The following is a 25,443-nucleotide window of genomic DNA, read 5'->3' as shown; positions in this document are numbered from 1 at the left end:
CAGGTCCCCACCATGCATCCCGCAGCCGAACATTCGCCGCTGGGCAAGTCCAGTGAATACATTGCCACCTACACGCCGTCCCTGCTATTCCCGATCCCGCGTGCGGCGAAATGGGCCGAGCTTGGGCTCACGGCTGAAACGCTGCCCTATCAAGGTGTCGATTTCTGGAACTGCTTTGAGTTGTCCTGGCTGCTGCCGTCGGGCAAACCGGTGGTGGCCATTGGTGAATTCACCATCCCGGCAGACTCGCCGAATATCATTGAGTCTAAATCGTTCAAGCTTTACCTCAATTCGCTGAACCAGACCCCGTTCCCGGATCGAGCCAGCTTGGTCGCGACGTTGCAAGCGGATCTGTCTGCCGCCGCTGGCAAGCCGGTGGGCGTGCGAATTCGTAGCCTGAGTGACGTTGAAGCGGAGGGTATCGCTGCATTGCCGGGCGTTTGCATCGATGAGCTGGACGTGAGCATCAACAGCTACGAGACGCCGCGCCCAGAGCTGCTGCGTTGCGATGACTCGCGGGTGATCGAAGAAAGCCTGCACAGCCATCTGCTCAAATCCAATTGTCCGGTCACCAGTCAACCTGACTGGGGCAGCGTCGCCGTGGAATATCGCGGTTCCGCTCTGGATCACGCCAGTTTGTTGGCCTATATCGTCAGCTTCCGTCAGCACTCAGACTTTCACGAGCAATGCGTCGAGCGGATTTTTCTCGATCTGCAACACTTGCTCAAGCCAGAGAAGTTAACGGTCTACGCACGTTACGTGCGACGCGGCGGGTTGGACATCAATCCTTATCGCAGTACTGAGGCGATCAGCCTGGAAAATCGCAGGCTGGCACGTCAGTAAACGAAAAAACCCGTCTAATCAGACGGGTTTTTTGTGGTGCGTAACCGATGTGTTTCGCGGGTGGGCTTAAATCCCGATGTTACCCAAGGTCTGAACAATGCTGCGCAGTGTTCCGGCAATGGCTGGATGTTCCAGCTCAAAGCGTTCGACGGCAAGATTGACGTTGTCAGACAGGCTCGAGTCCTGAGTCACGGTTTCCAGTTGAAGCTCCAGTTCGATCTTCTGCATCAATTCATGCAGGTGCTCGCGTTCCGATTCAGACAGCGGCGGGTTCTGCTCCAGTTGCTCGCGCAGGGTGTTGAGTTGTTCTTGCAGTTCGCGGGCAGGCATAGCGTGCTCCCTTTATGGATAGTCTCTGGCATGGACCTTAGCGCTGAGCTAAAGGTCCTTGATAAGTATAAGACTAATCCACTCCGAAGCTGCATGCATGATCTTGATCAACGGGTCGCGATCAGGGTTTCTCGCCTTTGGTGCGGCGCAAGCTGATATCGGCGAGGCAGGAAGCGAGTTCCCCGAGGTGATCGATCACTGAATGCACGCCAAGGCCATACAGCTGCAGGGTTGCTTGGCCGCGTCGGTGTTCACGTTCGGCGCTGTTCAGCGCTCGCCATTCACTAGGCGACAATCCGCAGAGGGGGCCGCAAGACGCCAGGCCGACGGTCCAGAGTCCGGCGTTGAGCCCGGACTGCAGCAGGTGTGGTTCACCGCTGACCAGCACGCAGCCATCGAGTTGTTTCACCTTCAAGGCCATTAACGCCTGCCAACAAGCATCGGGTGCGGGCCAAGCGGCGCAGGCAATGGCGTGATTGGTCGGTTGAACCCATTCCGGCAGTGGCGCCGCCAAGCGTTGGCTGACCGTGGAGGGAAGGTCATCCAGCCAGGCGCAAGGTATGCCTTGTCGGCTCAGGGTTTGCAGAATATCCAGAGCGCCCGGTGTGACGCGGGCCTGTTCGCTCATCTCGAGTTGAATATCCTGCGGTTGCGCGCCGAGTGCGCTTCTAGCCGACACCGCTCGGGCGCGAGCACCAAAGTCGACCAGGCAGCCACTGAGGCCGAAGAGCAGCGCAGTGAAGATTGGCGAAGGAGAGGGTGCGGGTGTGGCGTGTGGCGCAGGCATGGTCACGTCCCTGAATTATCCTCACACGCTACGGGTGGCAGATGACAGTCGCATGACATTTTGGTAACGAGGATGGGCCGTTGATTTGTACTTTGGCAGCATCTGGATCCACTAAGCTGCCTAAATAGTCGTAGAAGGCTTTATACTGCGCGTCTTGAGTTGCAGGGCATAGCGCCCGCCCCATTACTGTCTCTAGGAGTGTCTGCTATGCCCGTGACCGGTGCAGGCTTTATCGATCGTCTGGCTCAATTGTGTATTTGTGCCGGTATTGCGCTGGTTCCCATGGTTGCTCAAGCCGCTGATGAAGACCCTTGGGAAGGCGTCAACCGAGTCATTTTCCGCTTCAACGATACAGTCGATACCTACGCCCTGAAGCCATTGGCGCAGGGGTATCAGTACATTACGCCGCAGTTCCTTGAAGACGGCATCCACAACATGTTCAATAACATCGGTGACGTTCGCAACTTCGCCAACGATGTCTTGCAGGCCAAGCCGAAGGCCGCTGGCGTCGACACGGCCCGTCTGCTGTTCAACACGACATTTGGTTTGGCCGGCTTCTTCGACGTCGGTACCAAAATGGGCTTGCAGCGTAACGATGAAGACTTCGGTCAGACCCTGGGTTATTGGGGTTTGCCAAGCGGCCCGTATGTGGTGCTGCCGTTGCTCGGTCCTAGCAACGTGCGCGACGGTTTCGCCAAGTACCCTGACACGTACACCTCGCCGTACCGCTACATGAACGATATACCGGCCCGCAATACCATGTGGGGCGTGGATATTGTCGACACCCGTGCGAGCCTGTTGTCAGCCGAGAAGTTGATCCGTGGTGACAAATACACGTTCATCCGTAACGCCTACATGCAGAATCGCGAGTTCAAGGTGAAAGACGGTAAGGTCAAAGACGATTTCTAGTCTTCCGACCTGCAAAAAAGGCGACCTTCAGGTCGCCTTTTTTATTTGATTTTTCTCTCGAAAAAATCGGTTCAATTCATTGAAAGAATAGTCAGGCCCAGTTTCTGACCCCCTTCGTCTTGATCGGTCAGCCACACAACCTCGGTGTCGGCCTCCAGTCCCTTGAGCGCCGCATGGTCGGAATCGATTCGCACGCTCAGCTTGTCTCCAATCTTGAACGCGCGAGGCGCTTCCACTTGCATGCCCGAGCTTGACAGGTCCACGCAGACTGCTGGAATGATCTGGCCGGCGTACAACAGGGTCACGTCGGCATCCACACGCATGCGGATGTAATCTCTCTTTTCTGCGTAGTTCCGATCATTTTGGCTCATGACATGTCCTTCGATTTCGTTGCTGATTTACCTGTTCTTATAACTCCGGGTGATTTGCGATGTAAAGACATCCCGTGACCATCGGCGTGAGCTTGAAACGCCCGGCGGATGGGAGTACCGTCTGCGCCTTGAAGGGCACCTTTGAACAGCGCTGCGCACGACCAAAAGTCTGTGATTGCTGTTTTAGAGAGGCTAGAAGCGAATCCAGTATGCGAGCCCGGTAAAAAACCGAGCCGCCTACGCCAACCTACTCTGGCGCCGTTTGCCCACATGCAGAAAACCAGTGCCACGCTGCTGATAATCGATGACGACGAAGTAGTGCGAGCGAGCATCGCCGCCTATTTGGAAGACAGTGGCTTCAGCGTCCTGCAAGCGAGCAATGGCTTGCAGGGTCTTCAGGTCTTTGAGCAAAAAAAGCCCGACCTTGTGATCTGCGACCTGCGTATGCCTCAGGTGGGCGGCCTCGAGCTTATCCGTCAGGTAACTAACCTCGCGCCTGAAACGCCAGTGATCGTCGTTTCCGGGGCAGGGGTCATGAGCGACGCCGTCGAAGCCTTGCGCTTGGGGGCCGCCGATTACCTGGTCAAGCCCCTAGAAGATCTGGCGGTGCTCGAGCACTCAGTGCGTCGAGCCCTGGATCGTGCGCGGCTGCTCCTGGAAAACCAGCGCTATCGTCAGAAGCTCGAAACGGCCAACCGCGAACTCGAAGCCAGCCTGCATTTGCTCCAGGAAGACCAGAACGCCGGTCGACAGGTGCAGATGAACATGTTGCCGGTCAATCCATGGGCGGTCGATCAGTTCCAGTTCGCTCACGAGATCATCCCTTCGCTGTACCTGTCAGGCGACTTCGTGGATTACTTTCGGGTCGACGAGCGCCGCGTGGCGTTTTACCTCGCCGACGTGTCCGGGCATGGTGCTTCTTCAGCCTTTGTCACGGTGCTGCTGAAGTTCATGACCACGCGCCTGTTGTTCGAATTCAAACGTAGCGGTACATTGCCGGAGTTCAAACCTTCGGAAGTGTTGGGCCATATCAACCGTGGACTGATCAACTGCAACCTGGGCAAGCATGTGACCATGGTAGGTGGTGTCATCGACGAAGAAACCGGGAAATTGACCTACAGTATCGGTGGCCATTTACCGCTACCGATCTTGTACACGCCCACGGATGTCCATTATCTGGAAGGCCGTGGCCTGCCGGTCGGGCTGTTCAATGAGGCGACCTATCAAGATCACGTACTGGACTTGCCTGAGACCTTCAGCCTGACTTTACTCTCTGATGGGATTTTGGACCTTTTGCCCGGTGATACACTCAAAGAGAAAGAGGCCATTTTACCTCAGTTGGTAAAAAAGGCCGGCGGCAGCCTGGATGGTCTGCGTCAAGTTTTTGGATTGGCCACGCTAGGAGAGATGCCGGATGATATCGCCTTGTTGGTGTTGAGCAGGAACCTTTAATGAGTACCGGTAGAATCCAGTTCGCTGAGCAAGCAGGCACTTTTGTCCTTAAGTTCGTTGGCGAAGTGCGCCTGACGCTCTGTTCGGCTTTGGATGCAACTATTGAACGCATTTTCACTGCGCGGAATTTTTCGGCAATCGTCATCGATTTGACCGAAACTCGCAGCATTGACAGCACGACGCTCGGCTTGCTGGCCAAGTTGTCCATCTTGTCGCGCCAAAAAGTAGGGCTGTTGCCGACGGTTGTCACCACCCACGAAGACATCACTCGACTGTTGCAGTCGATGGGCTTTGATCAAGTATTCAACATAGTGGATCGACCGATTCCGTGTCCTGAGTGCCTGACCGACTTGCCGTCGCAGGATCAGTCCGAAGAAGTGGTGAAGGCCAAAGTGCTGGAAGCGCACAAGATACTGATGGGCTTGAACGACTCTAATCGCGAAGCGTTTCACGACCTGGTCAATGCCCTAGAGCGGCACTGATAGCGACACGGCTGAAGCCATTGATGCGCGGAAATTAAAAAGGGCGGACCTGTGAAGGTGCCGCCCTTTGATGCATTCAGGCCTTGGCGGCGAGTAATGCTTCGAGTTTTTCCTGATCCCGTGCGAACTGACGAATGCCTTCAGCCAGTTTTTCGGTGGCCATCGCATCTTCGTTCGAGGCCCAGCGGAACTGGTTTTCGCTCAAGCTCTGACGTTTCTCACCGGCATTGCCCGGCGCCAGTTTGCGCTCCAGCGTACCGTTATCATTCGACAGCTGCTCCAGCAAGTCCGGGCTGATGGTCAGGCGATCACAACCGGCAAGTAGCTCGATCTGGCTGAGGTTGCGGAAGCTCGCACCCATGACCACGGTCTTGTAGTCATTGGACTTGTAGTAGTTGTAGATCCGGGTGACCGATTGCACGCCAGGGTCTTCAGCACCAAAAAAATCACGGCCAGCCGACTTTTTGTACCAGTCGTAAATCCGCCCTACGAATGGCGAAATCAAGAACACGCCAGCCTCGGCGCAGGCCACCGCTTGAGCAAACGAGAACAGCAGCGTGAGGTTGGTCTGGATACCATCGCGTTCGAGCTTCTCGGCGGCACGAATGCCTTCCCAGGTCGACGCCAGCTTGATCAGTATCCGGTCGCGGCCAATGCCGGCATCATCGTAAAGGCCAACCAGACGCTCTGCACGTTTGATCATGGCATCAGTGTCGAATGACAGCCGGGAGTCCACTTCAGTGGAAACGCGGCCAGGTACCACGTTAAGAATCTTTTGCCCGATCGCGACGGCAAACCGGTCGCAAGCGAGTCCAATATCGTTTTTGCTACCGCTGAAAGCATCGGCGAGCAGTCCGGCGTTGTTCGAACTGGAGGCGGCCTTGAGCAGCAGGGAAGGGTTGGTCGTCGCATCCACCGGCTTGAGGCGGGCGATGGCATCAAAATCGCCAGTATCAGCGACCACAGTAGTCATTTGCTTGAGTTGATCCAGCTTGGAAGTCATGAGCGTGCTCTGTCCTGTGCGGTTAGAAGACATTACCCGAGCGCTGCCAGCCACTCAAGGGCGCATCCTTATCGGCGCTCCAAGAGGCGGATAAGCGATCCAGAATCCTTTGAACCCGATCCGTACTGGTTGTTCCCCAAGCGACGCTGTAACTACCGACCTTCGAGCAACTGCGCCGCCTGATCCAGCAACGCCAGCGGGTCTTTCGCCTTATGGATATCGACCGACAGCAATTGCCGAAAGCGCCGAGCCCCTGGAAAACCCGTGCCCAGCCCCAGCACATGCCGAGTGATGTGATGCATCGAGCCGCCGCTGGCAATATGCGCAGCTATATAAGGCCGCAACGCCGCCAGCGACTCCGCCCGGGAAATCACCGGCGCGGTACTGCCAAATAGCTGCTGATCGACCTCGGCCAACATATAAGGGTTGTGATAAGCCTCACGTCCCAACATCACGCCGTCGAATACCTGCAAATGCTCACGGCATTGCTCCAGCGTCTTGATCCCGCCGTTGAGGATGATTTCCAGATCAGGAAAATCCGCCTTCAACTGCGCGGCCACGTCATAGCGCAGCGGCGGAATATCGCGGTTCTCCTTAGGCGACAATCCCTCAAGAATCGCAATCCGCGCATGCACGGTAAAACTCGTGCAACCCGCCTCGCTTACCTGTCCGACAAAATCACACAACTGCGCGTAACTGTCCCGACCATTGATCCCGATCCGATGCTTCACCGTCACCGGGATCGACACCGCATCCAGCATCGCCTTGACACAATCCGCCACCAAGCCCGGATGTGCCATCAGCACCGCGCCAATCAAATTGTTCTGCACTCGATCACTCGGACAGCCCACATTCAAATTGACCTCGTCATAGCCTACGGCTTCAGCCATACGCGCGCAGGCCGCCAAGTCGGCAGGAACACTCCCGCCCAACTGCAGAGCCAACGGGTGCTCTGCTTCGTCGTGCTGCAGGAAACGAGCGTGATCCCCATTGAGAAGCGCGCCGGTCGTGACCATTTCCGTGTACAGCAGGGCATTTTTCGACAACAGCCGCAGAAAAAAGCGGCAATGGTGATCGGTCCAATCCATCATCGGAGCCACGGAGAAGCGGCGGGAGACGGATTGGGGTGTTGCCGTGGCGAGATTTAGGGGCATTGGGTATCTAGGTGGGTGAGGCGGGAGACGAAAGTTTATCAGGAATGGCGTCGGAAGGTGGGGAGGCAGATCCGTGCAGCCATGTGCCTATCTATACAAACGGGCCCACTGCATTTAAACAATCCATCCGACTGGAAAATTTCATAGGTATCAAGGTTTAGGGCTGGCCAAGGGAATGCCGGCAACGCTCAGTCGCTTGAGGATTTCAAAAAGCAGGTCGCTCTTGGTCGCGCTAACGATTCTAGGGCTACTGACATAACCGGTGATGGTTAACGTGATGCCATCAGGCGTCAGTTTGCTGAATCTTACCGAAGGTACGGGTTTGTCGAGAATGATTTTGTGTTCGTCATAGGCAGCCAGTAACAGGCTTTTGACTTGTTCCGGATCGATATCAAGTGGAAAGATGAGCTCAAGTGTGGCTACACCTAGAGAACTACCGCCCATGGTCACGTTGCGCAGGTTTTGTGAGATCAATTGGGAGTTGGGGACAATAACGATCGACCGATCGCTGAGTTGAATTTCTGTGGCCCTCACGTTGATCCGACGGATATCCCCTTCGACTCCGCTGATGCTTATCAGGTCGCCGACTTTGACTGGGCGCTCGGTGAGCAGAATGATTCCAGAGACGAAATTCTTGACGATTTCCTGCAGGCCGAAGCCGATGCCCACTGACAAGGCACTGACTATCCAGGCAAGACTTTGCCACTCGACCCCAAGGGTAGACAAGGTCAGCAGAATGACCACGGCGTAACTAATGTTGCTGAACAACGTGCTCAGCGAGGCGCACATGCCTGGGTCCATATCTGTTTTAGGCAATAGCTCTGTGTCTAGCCACTTGCTTAGCGTTCGAACCATATAAACGCCTATGGCAAGGGCCAGGCCGGCGTGCCAGAGGTGTGCCGGAATAATATTCAGTTTGCGCAGTCCGTCGCCACCGAGCACCCCGAAGATGCTGTGAACCAGTTGTCCAAGCGTGCTACCGACCCCACCCACGAACAGCGCAATGACCGCGAGCAACAATAGCAGTGCTCTACCTGCACCCGACAAAACGATCGCTACCTGCTCTAGGCGTACGTCACCAATTCCCAATAGTTGCTTGATGGCTTTGCCACTTGAGTGTTTGGGCGAAAAAACGTTATCGCAGGTATCTTTGAGCAGTTGTGTCAGCAGGTAGAAACTGGACAGGACAATATAAATCCACACCAGTTCGTAAGTAAGAAACCTTGCCAGAGAGGTGTAGCCAATCAACAAGGAGAGCAGCGACAGCACGACGACGATGCTCGCGCTGGCATAAATCAGTCCGGCGAAGAGAGTACTTGATTCAGGCGGTTCACTTGCCGCCGCCATCATTCTTCGGATGTGATTTACACGCAGCAGCAACGCGCCAATGATTAGCGCTACGCCCATCGCCACCACGCCACGCCCAAAAATGATGACCTGTGAACTCATGTCGGCCACGTTGCTCATCTGTACCAGAGAAACGAGCACCATGAGCAGAGCTGCCAATCTGCGTGGAAAAGGCTTTATGGCCAGCGCCACCGGATCGGCAATAGAGGGTAAGCGCCAGGATGGATGCCGAGTGGATAACAAGGCTCGGCTCAGGCCGGTAATCATGGCGCATGTATAGGCCAGCTTTTCGAGTTCGTCAGAGAAACTCTGCAGTGTCGGCGTCAATTGATGCTGTCGGGTAAGGACAAAATACACGAGCTGAACCGCACAGGCGGTGGTCAATACGGTCGCCAGTGTTGTTGTCAGCGCCAGTGAGCTGCGCCGCAGCCGCTCTTCGGGTAACCAGTGGATGCAAACCCACGTCAGCCCCCACTCAGCCAACCTGCGACCCAAGGTCCATACCGCCAGGGCTAACAGCAGCAGTGTAACGGACATCGTTCGCTGCTCCGGCTGCCACGCTACCCGTATGGCAGACGCGGCCTGCTCAAGGAAAGCATTCAGGTGCTGCTTGTCCTCGGCAAGGGGGGCGAATAACGGTGACCAGAACCGGGAGCCCAGGATGCTTCCGGTGCGTAACGCCAGTTCAGTTCCCAACTGACTTCGACGGATACCGGCAATTTGGATGCTGAGATTAACGGCGTTCTCTTTGATGCCTTCCAGCAGTTTCAAGTCGCCGTCTAACAGGGATTTTCGAGCGGTGAGGTAGGACCGTTGTTGTGCGATGTCAGGTTTTTCCATCGTCGCGTCATCGGTGGGTACGGGTCCTAATACGTCCAGTTGAGCCTGTATCTTTGCCTGTTCAGGAAGTAGCGAGGCGACCCGTTGGTCTATGTCACTGACCAGGTCTTGTACGGGGTCCTGAAGCCCTACCAACTGAGTGTAATTGGTCGTGACCGACACTTGTTGTTTGAGTGTGTTCAGTCGGAGCCGTAGTGTTTGCAGGTCGCTTTGGGGAACTGCTGATGTAAACGCCTCCTCATACGTTACCGAGGTATCCGCGATGTTAGCGGCAGGAAGCGTCCCGGATGCCAAGCCAAGCAGCAGTAGGCAGATCAGTTTCAAGGCAGAGCGCATGGGAGGGCCCGGCTCGCTGTTTTAGTCGCCCTTTCCCCGGACCATGGATGAGCCACATCAAGCACCTCCTCGCTGAACGTAATTGCGTGAGTCTAGGTGACGATCACGAGGTTTCCACATGGACATGATCGAATGGAGGTGTTCTTCGTTACGCCGCTGCGCTCAATTTCTGTGTTGGCGGCCCCAGAACTGTTCCGACAACAGTTGCAGATGCTTGGCCAGTCCGGCGACATGGTCAGAGGCGGTGCGGCTCTGGGTGCTGGCGACTACATTGCTGTCGGTAGCCATGCGAATGCCATCAAGACTGGACTGAATATGGTCACCCATTGCGTTTTGCTCCTCCACTGCGGCAGCTATCTGCACACTCATCTCGCTGATATCACTAACCCGCTGGTTGATCCCGTCTAGCGCCTTGGTGGCCAGTAGTGCCTGTTCGACGCTGACCCCGGCTATCCGGTGACTGCGTTGCATGGCGGCCACAGCATCGCCGGTCGAACAGCGTAGGGTGTCGATGATGCTTTGGATTTCTTCGGTGGAGTGCTGGGTGCGTGAGGCCAACCCACGCACTTCGTCAGCGACAACAGCGAAGCCGCGTCCAGCCTCGCCAGCGCGGGCTGCCTCTATGGCAGCATTAAGGGCGAGCAGATTCGTTTGCTTGGCGATGCTCTGGATCACCTCCAACACACGGTTTATGTCTTGGCTTTGCAGTTCCAGTTGGTTGATCGTCGAGCTGGTCTGCTGCACCTCGTCGGCCAGGTGGTTGATGTGTTGGCAGGTTTGCTCGACCAGTTGCAGACCAAGGTTGGTTTCTTGATCGGCTAAACTGACCGCGCTGGCGGTTAGCTGAGCATTGCGCGCCACTTCTTGCACGCTGTTGGACATCTGGGAGACCGCGCTGACCACCTGAGCAGTTTCTCCCTGTTGCTGGAGGGTGGCTTTGCTGCTGCCGTCCACCGCGGCGACTAGCTCGCCTGCTTCCTTGTTCAATTGACTGGCCGAGTCGGCGATGCGCCCGACGACGGCGCGGGTTTCAGCGTCGAGCATATGGAGGGCGAAATCAATTTGTCCAAATTGATCGCGGCGGCCGCTATACAGGGCCTGGCTCAGCGGATTGTCGGCGATGTTATGAGCCTTGCGGGCGAGGGCGTCGAGGGGCTGCAGGTTGTAGCGCAACAACCCACCGAGCAGCAGGCTGAATAGCGGAGCCGCGACGAGCGCATTGATCCAGGATAAGGCCCCGACGAGGACTAGAGCGGCAAAGCCGAGCAGGTTCAGCCCGGCCACAGTAAGCGCCAGGCGCAAGCCCACGGACAGCCTTGGCGGACGCAGGCAGCGTGGCTTTCCACCGCTGCGTAGCTCGGCATAGAGGCGCTCGGCGGCGTCTACCCATTCCTTTTTTGGTTGTGTACGTACGGACTGATATTCAACGACTTCGCCGTTCCGCAACATGGGCATCGCGTAGGCACTGACCCAGTAGTGGTCGCCGTTTTTGCAACGATTCTTGACCATTCCCATCCACGAGCGCCCGGATTTGAGCGTCTGCCACATGTGCGAGAAGGCCTCCGGCGGCATGTCCGGGTGGCGCACGATATTGTGATTGACGCCGAGCAACTCGGCCTCGCTATAGCCGCTGATATCTATGAAGTCGGGGTTGACGTAGGTGACTGCGCCCTTGGGGTTGGTTGTGGAAAGAATATTCGCGCTGGTGCTGAATTCGACTGCGCGACCACTTACCGGGAGATTGATTTTCATTGTTCTGCCTCCGTAGCTGCGGGGTCATAAATGGGTGTCTGTTGCGCGTCCGGCAGTAGGCACCACAGACCTTCGAAACAGTCCTCTCCGCTGAACAACTGTTGCAGATTGGCGGCGGGTCTTGGTCGACTAAACCAGTAGCCTTGGGCGTAGTGACAGCCTTCACCAACAACGAAGTCGAGTTGTGCGTCGCTTTCGACACCCTCCGCCACCACCTCCATGCCGAGACTACGGCCGAGGCCAATGATTGCTCGGCTGATCGTGCTCAGTTCGCTATCGTCCGGGGTGCCGCCGATGAAGCTTTTGTCCACCTTGAGGATGTGCAGCGGGAAGCGTTTGAGATAGCCGAGGGAGGAGTAACCGGTGCCGAAGTCGTCGAGTGCCAACTGCACGCCAAGGCTGGCCAACTCGTTCAGACAGGACAGCGTCTCCGCGTTGTCATGCATGAGTAGGCTTTCGGTAATCTCCAGAATCAGGCTGGAGGGTGGCAAGCCGCTGTCTTGCAGGATGTCTATCAGCCGGGGGACGAAATCGGCTTGTTGCAATTGGCGGCTAGAGATGTTGACCGAGCAGCGCAGGCCTCCCTGGCCGGTCAGTTGCCAGGCACGCGTCTGTCGGCAGGCTTGGCGCAATACCCATTCACCGACGTGGATGATCTCTCCAGACTCCTCCAGCGCAGGGATGAACTCCAGTGGCGAGATCAAGCGCTCGCCACGCCGCCAGCGTAATAGTGCTTCGACCCCGGTCAGGTGCACGTGGTCCTGATCAATTCGGCAGATCGGCTGGTAATGCAGTTCGAACTCGTCGTTTTGCAGCGCCTGGCCCAGAGATGACTCCAGTTCCAGATGGTGCTGTGCGACGATCTGCAGTCCCTCAGTGTAACGGGCGAACTGCGCCTTCCCGGCCGCTTTGGCGCGGTAGAGCGCAAGGTCGGCGGCCTGCAGGGTGTCCAGCGTTGTGCCTTCGTCCTGTAGCGGCGTGATGCCGATGCTGGCGCTGACCACCAAGGTTCGATTATCCAGGTGCAGTGGCTGACGCAGGCTGTCGAGGAGGCGCTGGGCCACATGCTCGGCATCGCTGCTGCAGGCGAGGTCGTCAAGTAGCACGATGAATTCGTCGCCACCGAAGCGGAACAGTTGATCGCCAGGGCGAAGGCAGCCATTCAGGCGTTTCGCCACCTCGACCAATACGTGATCACCGGCGCGGTGACCGAGGCTATCGTTGATCAGCTTGAAGCGGTCGAGATCAATGAACAGTAGCGCAGCTTCACGTGTGCCGTTTTTGCCCTGGCGTAAGAGGGCAGACTGCAACTGCTCGTCAAAGCGCATACGGTTGGCCAGGCCGGTCAACGAGTCATGGCGGGCGGTATGCTTGAGGCGCTGCTCCGCACCTTTGTATGCGCTGATATCGGATTGCGAGCCCGCCATGCGCAGTTGGCCGGGTGTGGTCGCGTCTGCTACGCCACGTACCAGCACCCAGATATAGCTACTGTCGTGCTGGCGGATACGGTATTCATGATGAAAAGAGGGCGTCTGCCCCTTTAAATGTGCGTCGATGGCCTGGTGAAAGTCTGGCAGGTCGTCTGGATGTATTCGGCTGAACCAACTGGCGCTGGTCTCGCCGATGCTGTCTCGGCTGAGACCGAGCATGCTTGCCCATCGCTCGGAAACATACAGTCGATCCTGGTCGACATGCCAGTCCCAGAGCCCGTCGTTGGCGCCGCGCAGAGCCCGCGCGAAGCGAGCCTCACTGTCTTCCAGAGCCTTGTGCTGAGCGGCACTGTAAGTGTCGATGGCGAGGGATATGTCGAAAAAAACCGCTTTCAACAGGCTGGAGTAGAGGGTGATGCTGCGGTCATCGTCAAACAAGCTCGATAGCATGTCGTCGAGGTAAAGGCGATAACCGCCGAGGTACCACTTTAATTCCAGACCGACCTTCTGATGTATCACTCCAATACGCAGTCGGCCGTTGACGTAGTCGTCATCATAAGGGCCGGCCCATAAGCGCTGGTAATACTCAATCTGGCTTTGCTTCAGACGGGCAGTGACCTCTGGCATGCGCAGCAGCGCGGACGGCGTGGCGAACTGTTCCAAGTGGCGGTACAAGTGATCGACGAACGCTTGCTGCGCTGGTGCCATCCGCTGTGCTGCTGCGCTTAGGCGCTTGGCATCCTCCTCTTGCCAGTCGAGAAAACGGAAGCGTTCGGCGATCTCCTCAGGATCGAGACGGGTACGTTTCAGCAACTCGGCAAGATCGTTTGTTATTTTCATCCTTGTCCCTTGAGTCCCCAAAGTGGGCTTTTTAGGCCAAAAAAAAACGCCATGACGGCGCGTTCCAATTAAGAACTGGCGTCATGGCGCTTCGTCTTTCAGGCCCATTGTCCTGCTCGGCAAAGCCGGTCCCCGCAGCGAGCGGAACCTACTAGTAGTGGCATAAATACATTATTCCGAACTGCCTGACAACTCTCGCGAAAGAACGACCAGTCGCTGTCTTAGTAGTCCTAGCTCACGGGATTTAAAGGCGTGTCGTGAGCGCTCCAGCGTTTCGATGGCCTCAATCAGCGCGGCCTGAACCCGCCCGGCGTTGCTAAGGTGCGATTCGCCGAGCCAGCGGCAAAAAGGAGCATGACTGCAATCATCCGGCGCGCTGAGCACTTCGCAGTTGGGGGCTATGGTTGCCATCTGGCCGCGCAGCGTGTTGGCGAGTACGTGGTCATTGCAGATAATCCGGGCCGGCGGGCTGGAGCTACACATAACTCGGCTATTTCCTTGCTCAGTCAAACGTACTGTTTATAGCGCCGTCGGTCATGGGCCATTGATTCAGATCAGCTTAAAAGCAAATTGGAAAAACTAGGGGCGCCTCTCTCCCACACAGGTGCTCGCCCTGGATTTGGCTACTGACCGAGTCTGCCCAGTGTGTCGCGTATGGGCTCAAGTGATACGCCGATCAAACCATCGAGCGGTCTGTTCAGTTCCTCGACCAGAAGAATCGCCGCGGAGGTTGATAGTGCGCACATCATTAGTACGGCCAAAATGGTGCCGTTACGGGGCGCGAACAGGCCAAAGGTGCCGAAGATAATGGACAGCCACGACACTAGAATCGCAAGCATCGTAAACGGGATCGAGCCATTTGCCTGAAGGAGTGCCAGCCAGCGGGTAGCAAACACTTCATCCATGACCAGCAAGGCACGTTCCTTGAGCGCACGCTGAGCATCATTGCCGGGGGAAAGGGCTTCCACCTTGCGCTGCAGTTCTTCAGAACGGTTTATCGCCTCGGGGCTGTCGAGCTTTGCGATCTGTGACGCATCGCGTGATGCAAGCACCTGCATGACGCCCGCGTAGTTATGCTTGAGCAGGCTGCGGATTTCTTGGGTGTCCGGCCCATATCGGGACAACACACGGTCGAATTGAACGACCTTGGCCGCCGTTCCCACGAGCTCGGCGCTGGTCGTATCGAAAGTGCCTTTGGCTGACGAGACCAGAAGGCCGAGCACCAGGGCGGCCATTGTCGCGATCAGGCCTGTGGCGAGTTTCACTACGCTGATGGATTCATCGCTCAGGTGTTGAGAGGGCAGCCGCCCGCGCAGATACGAACCCAGCAGCGCGCTACCGAACAGGCAGATGAAAACGACTGACGCGATCATCAGATGATTCAAGTTCAACCTCCATTGTCGTTGTCGTTGTCTTCAGGCTGTTCGGTAGAGTCATGATAGTAGACGGCCGGGCGGTGTTAAGGCGTCGGATAGCGTTTGAATATTCAGCCACCGCTCAGCGATACCGCCCGCGTACCGTCGGCGCTGGAGCGGGGTGCTATTCTCGGTTTTTCGGGGTGAAGGTCGAATTTCTTCCGCCGCTCGGGTGTCTGTCTCATGTCAGTGTTGGCTTTTCGCGGTGCGCGAGCCTTATCGAAGCCTCTTTTTTGGAGAATCGCTTAATGAAAGCTATCAAGATCACGCTGCCTGCGTCGCTGGAAAACCTTCAACTGGTCGAGCTACCCGATCCTGGACAACCCGCTGCCGGGCAGATTCGTGTGCGCATTCATGCGTGCTCATTGAATTTTCACGATTACGCGGTAGTGACCGGCATGATGCCGACCGCCGATGGGCGTATCCCTATGGCCGATGGCGCGGGGGTGGTGGAGGCCGTGGGTGAGGGTGTCGGCGAGTTCAAGGTCGGCGACCATGTCGTCTCGTGTTTTTTTCCGAGCTGGGAAACCGGCGGTGCCGCGATTGCCGACTTCAGCACGACACCCGGTGATGGCGTGGATGGTTATGCCCGCGAGGTAGTGGTCAAGCCAAGTCACTGGTTCACGCTGGCGCCTGCGGGTTACAGCCATGTGCAAGCCGCCACATTGACCACGGCAGGGCTTACCGCCTGGCGGGCGCTTGTCGTCGATGGTGGGCTCAAGGCGGGTGACAGTGTGTTGGTGCTGGGCACCGGGGGCGTGTCGATTTTCGCCTTGCAAATGGCCAAGGCGATGGGCGCAACGGTGATTGCCACCTCGTCGTCAGACGCCAAGCTGGCCAAGGTTCGAGAGCTGGGTGCAGACCATACGATCAACTACCGCCATCAGCCCGAGTGGGGCAACGAAGTGCTCAAATTGACCGGCGGCCGAGGGGTGGACCACGTCATCGAAGTCGGCGGTCCGGGCACGTTGCCTCAATCAATAATCGCGTGCCGTATCGGTGGGCATATCGCCCTGATCGGCGTTCTCACAGGATGGGAAGGTCCGGTGCCGACGGCGGCATTGATGGCCAAACAACAACGTCTGCAGGGGTTGATCGTGGGCAGCCGGCAGAACCAGCGGGACATGGTGCGCGGGCTTGAAGCGATGGGTATCAAACCGGTGATCGACAGCACCTTCGTGCTGACTGATATCGGTAGGGCCTTTGCCCATGAAGCGTCGGGTGCTCACTTGGGGAAAATCTGTCTCGCGTTCTAAGTGCTGTTGATGTGACACGAAAAATCCGATAGCCGCCACCCTGAGAGGTGGCGGGTTCGAATATAGATATTGAGATATCTCAATATCTATATTATGGTGGCCGCTGTTATTAATCAGTACCCGTGATTCATAAGGATTCCACGTTGAAACACTCGACTCTATTCAGCAGCACCGAACTCGGCCCCTATACCCTGAAAAACCGTGTGGTCCTGCCACCGTTAACCCGCTCCCGCAGCTCGCAGCCAGGCAATGTGCCGAATGACCTCATGGCGACCTACTATTCCCAGCGCAGTGGTGCGGGCTTCATGGTCACTGAAGGTACCCAGATTGAACCAAGAGGGCAGGGTTACGCCTGGACACCGGGCATCCACACTGCAGAACAGATCGAGGGCTGGCGCAAGGTGACAACCAAGGTGCACGCCGACGGCGGAGTCATCTTCGCCCAACTCTGGCATGTCGGCAGGGTCTCGCATGTTTCGCTACAACCAGACGGTGGCGCGCCGGTAGCGCCCTCGGCGATTGCCGCACAAGGGGTCAGCGTATTTGTCGAAACAGGACCGGGTACGGGTGAGTTAAGCGCGCCGTCCCAGCCCCGAGCGCTGACACGTGAAGAGATCGCAGAGTTGGTTTCGTTCTATGCGCAAGCTGCACAGAATGCGATGGATGCGGGCTTTGATGGCGTTGAGATCCACAGTGCCAATGGTTATCTGATCAACCAGTTCATCTCTAAGCACAGCAACCAGCGTGAGGATGAATACGGCGGTAGCCTGGACAATCGTTTGCGCTTTCTCAGGGAAGTGACTCAAGCGGTAGCCGATCGAGTGGGCAAAAATCGTGTGGGGGTGCGTTTCTCGCCGCTGTTTCAAAGCACCGACGAAGCGCGCGTCTACCTCGGGCTGGTTGAAGACGACCCTCATGCAACCTACATCGCAGCGATCAAGGTACTGGAAGGCATCGGCATCGCCTACTTGTCGCTGGCCGAGGCTGACTGGGACGACGCACCGCAGTTACCGGCGAGTTTTCGTCACGCGGCTCGCGCTGCGTTCAGTGGGCGCATTATCTACGCAGGCAAATACACGGCAGTGCGCGGTGAGAAAGCTATCGGCGAGGGCTGGAGTGACCTGATCGCATTTGGACGCCCCTTTATCGCCAACCCGGATTTGCCGCAGCGCATCGCCAATGGCTGGCCGCTGAATCTGGCTGATCCCGCCAGCCTTTATGGCGGCACTGCGATGGGGTATACCGACTATCCCTGCCACAGCGTTTAAGCATCGGACGCGTCGCGAGGGGCGGCGCGCTGTATTTTCGGTGTAGATATCGTAATATCTCGAAAAGCAGATGCGAATGACCTATGAGTATTGATATCAGCGAAGCCCTGAAGGCACTGGACAACCCCACTCGGTTGTCCATTCTTGCGTGGCTCAAAGAGCCCCGTAAAAACTTCCCCGAGCAAGAGGTCAATGCCGATGAGGTCGGTGTTTGCGTGAGCATCATTCAGGCGCGGGCCAACTTATCGCAATCAACGGTTTCGCTTTACCTCGCCGCGCTGCAAAGGGCTCAACTGGTAACGTCGCAGCGCATTGGCCCGTGGACGTATTACAAGCGCCACGAGCAGAACATCGAACAATTCCAGCAAGCACTCAAAGCGCTCATTTGAGTGTGTTCTCAGGCCGTTGATATCACCTGTGATTGGCCCTGGAGCGTTCAGCAAACACTGCGAAGTGCCGCGCATCGCTTCAATGAATTCGACCTTGCTTCGTATCGATAGTAGCAACATGCTATTACGTACCGCCCCCATCGAAGCATGGTCGATATGAGCACCGCCAAACTCCCTCCTGAAACCGATAGCGCTGTTTATAAAACCCTGCTTGAGTCGACCAAGGCAATCCCTTGGCGGATCGACTGGAAAACAATGACGTTCAGCTACATAGGACCGCAGATCGAAGGGCTGCTCGGGTGGACGCCGGACAGCTGGGTCGGGGTTGATGACTGGGTTGCGCGCATGCACCCGGATGATCGTGACTATGTGGTTAATTTCTGCGTATCGCAGTCCAAAGCCGGCGTTGACCATGAGGCGGATTATCGAGCATTGACCAAGGATGGCGAGTACGTCTGGATACGTGATGTGGTGCACGTTGTGCGCAAGGATGGCGAAGTTGAAGCCTTGGTCGGCTTCATGTTTGACATTAGCGAACGCAAGAAGACCGAAGAGCATCTGATTCGCCTGCAAAAGCAGCTTGAAGAATATTCCTTTCAGGATGGACTCACCGGGATCGCCAACCGACGCATGTTCGATAGAGTCCTTGAACGCGAGTGGAGTCGTGCACAGCGGAATCAACGCCCGCTGTCTTTGATTATTCTGGATATCGATTACTTCAAGCAGTACAACGATCACTATGGGCATGTGAAGGGCGACGAAGCCCTGCGGCGAGTGGCCCAGACCCTGTCGCAAGCAGCGAACCGCCCAGGGGATTTCATCGCGCGTATTGGGGGCGAAGAGTTCGTTTGGTTACTGCCTGACACCACTGCCGAAAAGGCTAGGGGTGTGGCGGAGAAATGCCTGCAATTGATCCGCCAACAGCAGATCAGCCACCCAAAGTCAGACGTTTCAGCACTCTTGACCCTGAGCCTGGGGGTTGGCACCACGACCCCCAAGCACGATGAGACGGCGCTGCTATTCGTCGAGAAAGTCGATGGGCTGCTCTACCACGTCAAGCGTAGCGGCAGGATGGGCGCCGAGTACGCTGACTTCAGCGATTGATGCCGCCTTAGCTACCTCAATGATGTCTAAGGTGTAAGTCCCTCGATGTGTGGAATGGTCTATGGTTGTTTCACACATTAAGGGAGATTTGACATGCATAAAGTTCTGGTTGCGTTTGATGGCTCGGAGCCTTCAAAGCGTGCTCTGCAGTACGTGATCGACCTTTTTCGCGACAGTGCGCGGCCCTTGGAAATTCATGTTTTTAATGCGCAGTATGGGCCGGTTATGTACGGGGATTACTTTACGAGCGGCATGGTCGAAGATGTAAACGAAGGGCTTTTGACCAAGGCCAACAGTGTGCTTGAAGAGGCTGCTATTTTATTGTCGGCTGCTGGCGTTGCCCATGAAACCCACGCGGCCCTCGGCAATGTGGCGGAGCAGGTCAATGAGGCAGTCAAGCGGTTGGGGTGCGATACCGTGGTCATGGGGACGCGAGGCTTGGGCAGCTTCGGCGGATTACTGCTGGGTTCGGTAGCGAACCGGGTCATTCACGAGGTATCGGTTCCGGTGGTGCTGGTGAAGTAGCAATAACGTCGTTGTGTCATAAGCGGGGTAGGGCGCGGACGGTACTACGGTCCCATGTTACCCCGCGTTAACTCATTGAAACGTTCTAACCGGTTTTGACACTTCCGCCACGGTGGCGTTATCGCAATTGATAAACAAGGATGAATTAAGCCAGCGCGGGTCGGGGTAATAAGAGAATAGCAACTGGCCATCTTTCATTGAATCGATGAGTTGATGAGCAATTGCCGGTCGCACGGCCGGGCAACCTAAACTTCTGCCAATACGGCCATTCGAACGCGCCAGATCACCGCTGACATAGGGTGCTCCATGAATCACAATCGCTCGGTCGAGGGCATTATCATTGAAGCCGGGTTCTAACCCTTCCATGCGCAATGAGTAACCGTTATGGCCGAGGTACGTCGCACGCGTCCTGTACAGGCCCAGGCTGGTGGCCATGCTTTGATTCTGGTTGGAAAATTGACGGGCCATGTTTTCGCCGCTGTTCCGGCCGTGCGCAACCAGTTCATGGAACAGTAATGTGCGGCGTTGCAGGTCAAACACCCACAGTCGCTGTTCGGTGGAGGGCAGTGAGTAATCAATGACGGCGAGTCTTTGCGCAGGCGATTCGCCTTGTGCCCGCCTGCACTGAGAGGCATGGACAGCCAGCGCAATAACCTTGGCGTTAGCATCGGGTGCGGCTTTGACCAGCGCGACCTCAAGCGAATCGGCGTACGCTATCTCGGCAGAGAGGGATATCAGAAGCATGAAGGCCATTAAAAAGCCAAAGCGGTCGAGCGTCATGTGGGTTGTCTCATGGCTATTTATACGAGCCTAGCAGTGTTAGGAATGCTAGCTTTCCATTGATACGAGAAACTAAGGACGTCCATGCTGCAACTATCAAACTTATCCATGTTAAGCCGCGTCTTTTTTATGGGAGTCCTGATAAGCAACTCAGCGACGGCAGAGCCTTTGCCTGTCTCGGCGACAACCATAGCACACAGCGTCAGTGACGTTGCGCCAGCCGACGAGGTGGCACAGACGATCCAGGCCGCGCTCGCCCCGTCGGGCGCAACGCCTTCTTCCCCTCTGCCCGCCGCGCCACCCCGCCACCAACGGCTGGAGGTCAGTCGTGCGGTCGTCGATTTTTATGCTCAACGTAACTTTCGTGCTGCCTGGACGAATGTTAGCGACGTCGCGCAGCTGTTGAAGAGTCTGAACGACATTCAGGCAGACGGCCTGGACCCTCGTGATTTCCGCATTGATGAGCTGGCCAGGGCTGCAGGGTTGATGCACGCAGCAACGCCGTCCCCGGCGCAACGCGCCATGTTTGATATTGCGGCTACCCGTGCCTACATCGCAGCGCTGCTCCAGCTGCGGCGCGGCAAAGTCGATCCCTCTCGTTTGGAAATACACTGGAACTTCGACCCGGTCGATGTCGACCCGCGGGAAGATCTCAAAGACTTGTTTGTTGCCGTCGAAAACCATGACGTCGCACGTGCATTCAATCAGGCGCCGCCACAAGATGCGATTTACAGCCGGCTGCGAGAGGGGTTGGCACAACTTCGCCAGCGTCGAGACTCGGGTGGCTGGCCGCTGGTTCCTGTCGGGCAGGCACTCAAGCCAGGCGTTGCCGGTGCTTCAGTCGCAGCGCTGCGAGCCCGTTTGGCGGCAGGCGGTTATCTGGACGAGCAAGTGGCAACGCGGACTGACTACGACGACGTCGTTAAAACTGCGGTTAAACAGTTTCAGTCCGAGCACTACCTTCCCGTGGATGGCACCGCCGGTGCGGCAACACTTGCGGCGTTGAATATACCCATAGGCGCGCGTATAGACCAAGTCCGCGTGAACATGGAACGGGCGCGTTGGCTATTGTATAAACTTCAGGGCACGTTCGTCGTTGTTGATATCGCCGGGTACAAGATTGCGTTCTACCGTGACGGCAAGGTTATCTGGCGTTCTCGTGTGCAGGTCGGTAAACCTTTCCGCAGTACGCCGGTCTTTCAATCCGAGATTACGCATGTAACGTTTAACCCCACGTGGACAGTTCCACCGACCATTCTTACTAATGATGTTCTTCCCAAGATTCTAAAGGACCCTCATTACCTTGACGCAAACCGTATTCGCGTCCTTGACCGTCAAGGGACTGTCCTGAATCCATCAACCGTTGATTGGCATAACCCGCGCGGCATCACACTGCGCCAGGATGCTGGCCCGGACAGCTCTCTTGGCCAGGTTGCCATACGGTTTCCAAATGAGTATTCGGTGTATCTCCACGACACGCCACATCGAGAGTTGTTCGCCCAGGCACGCCGCGCGACAAGTTCAGGCTGTATCAGGGTTGAAAACCCGCTTCAGTTGGTAGAGTTGTTGTTTAACGACCCGGTTCGCTGGAACGCCGCCGGTATTCAGGCTCAGTTGGCCAACGGCATTACAGAAAATATCAGGCTCCCCGTGAAGGTGCCTGTGCTGCTGGCCTATTGGACAGTGGGCTTGGGTGATGATGGTCGAGTGACGTTTAAACCTGACGTGTACGGGTACGACTCCCCCGTGCTGCGCGCGCTGAATCAGCCTTTAGATCCGTCCGTTCTGGCGTTGCCGCGTGTAGGATTTTCCGATGCGGCGACGTGGCAAAACGAGGCCCCGAAGCCCTCTCGATAACCGTCGACACGGCCTTGACTGAAGCCGGTGCATGATCTAATCCATGTCTCGGTGTTGGTGCGGCGCATTGTCGACAATAGTCTAATGACATTTGACATTTATGGGGATTGGTCGTAATTTTCCGCCATCTAATTGCCAATGTGTCGACAATGTAATGGAAGATCTTGCAGAAACCCAGGTTGTAGGCGAGGAGTCTGGCACCCTCTCCGAGCATGTGTTCCGGCGTATCCAGTCGGCCATCGTGCGGGGTGAGATCGCGCCCGGCAGCAAGATTTCCGAGCCAGAGCTGGCACGCGCCTACGGCATCAGCCGGGGACCGCTGCGTGAAGCAATCCATCGCCTGGAAGGGCAGCGTTTGTTGGTGCGTATTCCCCACGTGGGCGCTCGTGTGGTTTCCCTGAGCCACGCCGAGCTCATCGAGCTGTATGAAATTCGCGAATCGCTGGAAGGCATGGCCTGTCGTCTGGCCGCCGAACGCATGACCGTCGAAGAGATCGACGAATTGCGCCGCGTTCTCGATACCCACGAACAAGATGCCGCTTTTAAGGCGGGCGTGGGCTACTACCAGCAAGAAGGCGATTTCGACTTCCATTACCGGATCATTCAAGGCAGCGGCAACCGCACGCTGACCCAAATGCTCTGTGGCGAGCTTTATCAACTGGTGCGCATGTACCGCATCCAGTTCTCTGCGACGCCCAATCGTCCGCGTCAGGCGTTTGCCGAACACCACCGTATTCTTGATGCCATTGCCGAGCGTGACGGCGAACTGGCCGAATTGTTAATGCGCCGCCATATCAGCGCATCCAAACGCAACATCGAGCGCCATTATCAGGCCGCTCCCCAACCGACAGCCCGAGGTGAAAAATGAGTTCCGCCAAAACTACTCCCGGTCAACGTTTCCGTGATGCCGTCGCCAGCGAACATCCATTGCAAGTGGTAGGCGCGATCAATGCCAACCACGCACTGCTGGCCAAGCGCGCCGGCTTCAAAGCCATCTATCTTTCGGGTGGCGGCGTGGCAGCAGGTTCGCTCGGCTTGCCGGACCTGGGCATCACTGGCCTGGATGACGTGCTGACCGACGTACGTCGTATCACCGATGTCTGCGACTTGCCGCTGCTGGTGGACGTGGATACCGGTTTCGGCTCGTCCGCGTTCAACGTGGCGCGTACAGTCAAGTCGATGATCAAGTTCGGCGCAGCAGCGATTCATATCGAAGATCAGGTCGGCGCCAAGCGTTGCGGCCATCGCCCGAACAAAGAAATCGTTTCCCTGCAAGAGATGGTCGACCGTATCAAGGCAGCCGTCGATGCGCGTACCGATGATAGCTTCGTGATCATGGCGCGTACCGATGCACTGGCAGTCGAAGGCCTGGAGTCGGCACTGGAAAGGGCTGCGGCTTGCGTTGAAGCGGGCGCTGACATGGTGTTCCCGGAAGCGATCACCGAGCTGGCGATGTACAAGCTGTTTGCTGCCCAGGTTGGCGCGCCGATCCTGGCCAACATCACCGAGTTCGGTGCTACCCCGCTGTATACCACTGATGAACTGGCGTCGGCCGATGTCTCTCTGGTGCTATACCCATTGTCAGCGTTCCGCGCCATGAACAAGGCTGCAGAGAACGTCTACACCGCGATTCGTCGCGACGGCACGCAGAAGAATGTCATCGACACCATGCAGACGCGTATGGAGCTCTACGACGCCATTGATTACCACATCTTCGAGCAGAAACTCGATGCGTTGTTCGCGCAGAAGAAGTGATTCTGGGTGCCGGTCCAGGCGTAACGTCGCCTGGACCGGATTGCCGTTTCCCAAATAAATTCAAGATTGGAGAAAGCAATGGCTGAAGCAAAAGTGTTGAGCGGGGCTGGCCTGCGAGGCCAGGTGGCGGGGCAGACCGCATTGTCTACCGTTGGGCAAGCCGGAGCCGGCCTGACCTACCGTGGTTACGACGTGCGTGAACTGGCCGCCGAGGCGCGTTTTGAAGAAGTGGCTTACCTGCTGCTTTACGGCGAGCTGCCGACCAAGACCGAACTTTCGGCGTACATGAGCAAGCTGCAAGGTCTGCGTGATCTGCCGCAAGCCTTGAAGGAAGTGCTCGAGCGCATTCCTGCCGAGACCCACCCGATGGACGTCATGCGTACCGGTGCTTCTATGCTCGGCACCCTGGAGCCAGAAGCGAGTTTTGCGCAGCAGCACGACGTCACTGATCGCCTGCTGGCGGCGTTCCCGGCCATCATGTGCTACTGGTATCGGTTCAGTCATGACGGCGTACGCCTTAATTGCGTGACGGACGAAGAGTCCATCGGCGGGCATTTCCTGCACCTGCTGCTGGATAAAAAACCGAGCGAACTGCACCGCAAGGTGATGGACGTTTCGTTGATTTTGTACGCTGAGCATGAATTCAACGCCTCGACCTTTACCGCCCGCGTTTGTGCCTCGACGCTGTCGGACCTGTATTCCTGCATCACCGCAGCCATCGGCTCATTGCGCGGTCCGCTGCACGGCGGCGCCAACGAAGCCGCGATGGAAATGATCGAGCGTTTCGGTTCTGCCGAAGAAGCCGTTAAAGGCACGCTGGGCATGCTTGAGCGCAAGGACAAGATCATGGGCTTCGGTCACGCGATCTACAAAGAGTCCGACCCGCGTAACGAGGTGATCAAGGGCTGGTCGAAAAAACTGGCCGATGAAGTGGGTGACACCGTGCTGTACCCCGTGTCCGAAGCCATCGACAAAACCATGTGGGAACAGAAAAAACTGTTTCCAAACGCTGACTTCTACCACGCCTCGGCCTACCACTTCATGGGTATCCCGACCAAGTTGTTCACGCCGATCTTTGTCTGCTCACGCCTGACCGGCTGGGCCGCTCACGTGTTCGAACAGCGTGGCAATAACCGCATCATCCGCCCGAGTGCCGAATACATCGGCGTCGAACAGCGCAAGTTCGTGCCCATCGAACAACGCTGATTGGGAAAAGGG

24 protein-coding genes are annotated in these 25,443 nt (G+C 56.8%); 13 read left to right on the top strand and 11 right to left on the bottom strand.

Annotation, left to right across the window (positions count from 1 at the left end; translation table 11 throughout):
* Positions 1-12 precede the first annotated feature (12 nt).
* Positions 13-843: an NADPH-dependent 7-cyano-7-deazaguanine reductase QueF gene (gene queF, locus K0F75_RS17240; RefSeq protein ID WP_219063163.1), complete on the top strand. Its 831-nt coding sequence runs from the start codon at positions 13-15 to the stop codon at positions 841-843.
* A gap of 66 nt (positions 844-909) precedes the next feature.
* On the opposite strand, the gene K0F75_RS17235 is transcribed toward queF, so the two are convergent.
* Both K0F75_RS17235 and K0F75_RS17230 read right to left on the bottom strand, forming a co-directional pair.
* Complete coding sequence (locus K0F75_RS17235) at positions 910-1,173, bottom strand: DUF4404 family protein (protein ID WP_219063162.1); 264 nt, start codon at positions 1,171-1,173, stop codon at positions 910-912.
* A 121-nt stretch (positions 1,174-1,294) separates the two neighbouring features.
* Positions 1,295-1,960 carry an HAD family phosphatase gene (locus K0F75_RS17230; protein WP_219063161.1) on the bottom strand — a complete coding sequence of 222 codons (666 nt, stop codon included), beginning with the start codon at positions 1,958-1,960 and terminating at the stop codon, positions 1,295-1,297.
* Between the two features lie 207 nt (positions 1,961-2,167).
* Between K0F75_RS17230 and K0F75_RS17225 the strand changes: the two genes are divergently transcribed.
* Entirely contained in the window at positions 2,168-2,869 is a 702-nt protein-coding gene (locus K0F75_RS17225) for a VacJ family lipoprotein (RefSeq protein WP_219063160.1), read from the top strand.
* A gap of 71 nt (positions 2,870-2,940) precedes the next feature.
* Here K0F75_RS17225 and K0F75_RS17220 read toward each other — a convergent pair whose 3' ends face one another.
* Positions 2,941-3,240, bottom strand: coding sequence for a PilZ domain-containing protein (locus K0F75_RS17220; protein ID WP_219063159.1), 300 nt, complete (start codon positions 3,238-3,240; stop codon positions 2,941-2,943).
* 270 nt (positions 3,241-3,510) lie between these two features.
* Between K0F75_RS17220 and rssB the strand changes: the two genes are divergently transcribed.
* Complete coding sequence (gene rssB / locus K0F75_RS17215; RefSeq protein ID WP_219063158.1) at positions 3,511-4,692, top strand: two-component system response regulator RssB; 1,182 nt, start codon at positions 3,511-3,513, stop codon at positions 4,690-4,692.
* Entirely contained in the window at positions 4,692-5,174 is a 483-nt protein-coding gene (gene rssC, locus K0F75_RS17210) for an anti-sigma factor antagonist RssC (protein ID WP_219063157.1), read from the top strand. The genes rssB and rssC overlap by 1 nt, the downstream gene beginning before the upstream one ends.
* Positions 5,175-5,250: 76 nt before the next feature.
* On the opposite strand, the gene tal is transcribed toward rssC, so the two are convergent.
* From tal to K0F75_RS17175, 7 genes are all read right to left on the bottom strand, one after another.
* The gene (gene tal / locus K0F75_RS17205; RefSeq protein ID WP_219063156.1) at positions 5,251-6,177 is read right to left on the bottom strand and encodes a transaldolase; all 927 of its coding nucleotides are present in this window, start codon (positions 6,175-6,177) and stop codon (positions 5,251-5,253) included.
* 152 nt (positions 6,178-6,329) lie between these two features.
* The gene (dusA, locus tag K0F75_RS17200) at positions 6,330-7,331 is read right to left on the bottom strand and encodes a tRNA dihydrouridine(20/20a) synthase DusA (RefSeq protein WP_219063155.1); all 1,002 of its coding nucleotides are present in this window, start codon (positions 7,329-7,331) and stop codon (positions 6,330-6,332) included.
* Positions 7,332-7,481: 150 nt separating this feature from the next.
* Positions 7,482-9,854, bottom strand: coding sequence for a DUF3772 domain-containing protein (locus K0F75_RS17195; RefSeq protein ID WP_219063154.1), 2,373 nt, complete (start codon positions 9,852-9,854; stop codon positions 7,482-7,484).
* A 162-nt stretch (positions 9,855-10,016) separates the two neighbouring features.
* On the bottom strand, positions 10,017-11,606 hold the full coding sequence (locus K0F75_RS17190) for a PAS domain-containing methyl-accepting chemotaxis protein (RefSeq protein ID WP_219063153.1): 1,590 nt from the start codon (positions 11,604-11,606) through the stop codon (positions 10,017-10,019).
* Positions 11,603-13,876 carry a bifunctional diguanylate cyclase/phosphodiesterase gene (locus tag K0F75_RS17185; RefSeq protein ID WP_219063152.1) on the bottom strand — a complete coding sequence of 758 codons (2,274 nt, stop codon included), beginning with the start codon at positions 13,874-13,876 and terminating at the stop codon, positions 11,603-11,605. The genes K0F75_RS17190 and K0F75_RS17185 overlap by 4 nt, the downstream gene beginning before the upstream one ends.
* 171 nt (positions 13,877-14,047) lie before the next feature.
* Entirely contained in the window at positions 14,048-14,359 is a 312-nt protein-coding gene (locus K0F75_RS17180) for a hypothetical protein (protein ID WP_219063151.1), read from the bottom strand.
* Positions 14,360-14,499: 140 nt separating this feature from the next.
* Positions 14,500-15,261 (bottom strand): hypothetical protein, encoded by a 762-nt coding sequence (locus K0F75_RS17175; protein WP_219063150.1) that lies wholly within the window; start codon positions 15,259-15,261, stop codon positions 14,500-14,502.
* A gap of 278 nt (positions 15,262-15,539) precedes the next feature.
* Between K0F75_RS17175 and K0F75_RS17170 the strand changes: the two genes are divergently transcribed.
* From K0F75_RS17170 to K0F75_RS17150, 5 genes are all read left to right on the top strand, one after another.
* Positions 15,540-16,547 carry an NAD(P)-dependent alcohol dehydrogenase gene (locus tag K0F75_RS17170; protein WP_219063149.1) on the top strand — a complete coding sequence of 336 codons (1,008 nt, stop codon included), beginning with the start codon at positions 15,540-15,542 and terminating at the stop codon, positions 16,545-16,547.
* Positions 16,548-16,690: 143 nt separating this feature from the next.
* Positions 16,691-17,815 carry an alkene reductase gene (locus tag K0F75_RS17165; RefSeq protein WP_219063148.1) on the top strand — a complete coding sequence of 375 codons (1,125 nt, stop codon included), beginning with the start codon at positions 16,691-16,693 and terminating at the stop codon, positions 17,813-17,815.
* Positions 17,816-17,898: 83 nt separating this feature from the next.
* Entirely contained in the window at positions 17,899-18,204 is a 306-nt protein-coding gene (locus K0F75_RS17160) for a helix-turn-helix transcriptional regulator (RefSeq protein ID WP_219063147.1), read from the top strand.
* A 156-nt stretch (positions 18,205-18,360) separates the two neighbouring features.
* Positions 18,361-19,308: a sensor domain-containing diguanylate cyclase gene (locus K0F75_RS17155; RefSeq protein WP_219063146.1), complete on the top strand. Its 948-nt coding sequence runs from the start codon at positions 18,361-18,363 to the stop codon at positions 19,306-19,308.
* Positions 19,309-19,401: 93 nt separating this feature from the next.
* Positions 19,402-19,833, top strand: a complete 432-nt coding sequence (locus K0F75_RS17150) for a universal stress protein (protein ID WP_219063145.1) — start codon at positions 19,402-19,404, stop codon at positions 19,831-19,833.
* A 72-nt stretch (positions 19,834-19,905) separates the two neighbouring features.
* Here K0F75_RS17150 and K0F75_RS17145 read toward each other — a convergent pair whose 3' ends face one another.
* Positions 19,906-20,613 carry a murein L,D-transpeptidase catalytic domain family protein gene (locus K0F75_RS17145; protein WP_219063144.1) on the bottom strand — a complete coding sequence of 236 codons (708 nt, stop codon included), beginning with the start codon at positions 20,611-20,613 and terminating at the stop codon, positions 19,906-19,908.
* Between the two features lie 84 nt (positions 20,614-20,697).
* On the opposite strand from K0F75_RS17145, the gene K0F75_RS17140 reads away from it, so the two are divergent.
* The 4 genes from K0F75_RS17140 (at position 20,698) to prpC (ending at position 25,431) form a co-directional block, all read left to right on the top strand.
* Entirely contained in the window at positions 20,698-22,470 is a 1,773-nt protein-coding gene (locus tag K0F75_RS17140) for a murein L,D-transpeptidase (protein WP_219063143.1), read from the top strand.
* A gap of 154 nt (positions 22,471-22,624) precedes the next feature.
* Positions 22,625-23,338, top strand: coding sequence for a GntR family transcriptional regulator (locus K0F75_RS17135; RefSeq protein ID WP_219063142.1), 714 nt, complete (start codon positions 22,625-22,627; stop codon positions 23,336-23,338).
* Positions 23,335-24,225, top strand: coding sequence for a methylisocitrate lyase (gene prpB, locus K0F75_RS17130; RefSeq protein ID WP_219063141.1), 891 nt, complete (start codon positions 23,335-23,337; stop codon positions 24,223-24,225). The genes K0F75_RS17135 and prpB overlap by 4 nt, the downstream gene beginning before the upstream one ends.
* Positions 24,226-24,303: 78 nt before the next feature.
* On the top strand, positions 24,304-25,431 hold the full coding sequence (gene prpC / locus K0F75_RS17125; RefSeq protein WP_219063140.1) for a 2-methylcitrate synthase: 1,128 nt from the start codon (positions 24,304-24,306) through the stop codon (positions 25,429-25,431).
* The last annotated feature ends 12 nt before the right edge of the window (positions 25,432-25,443 follow it).

The organism is Pseudomonas sp. UMAB-08, from assembly GCF_900095225.1.
Lineage (GTDB): Bacteria > Pseudomonadota > Gammaproteobacteria > Pseudomonadales > Pseudomonadaceae > Aquipseudomonas.
Note: the sequence above shows the minus strand (reverse complement) of the source record. Positions and strands in the feature narration are given on the sequence as shown.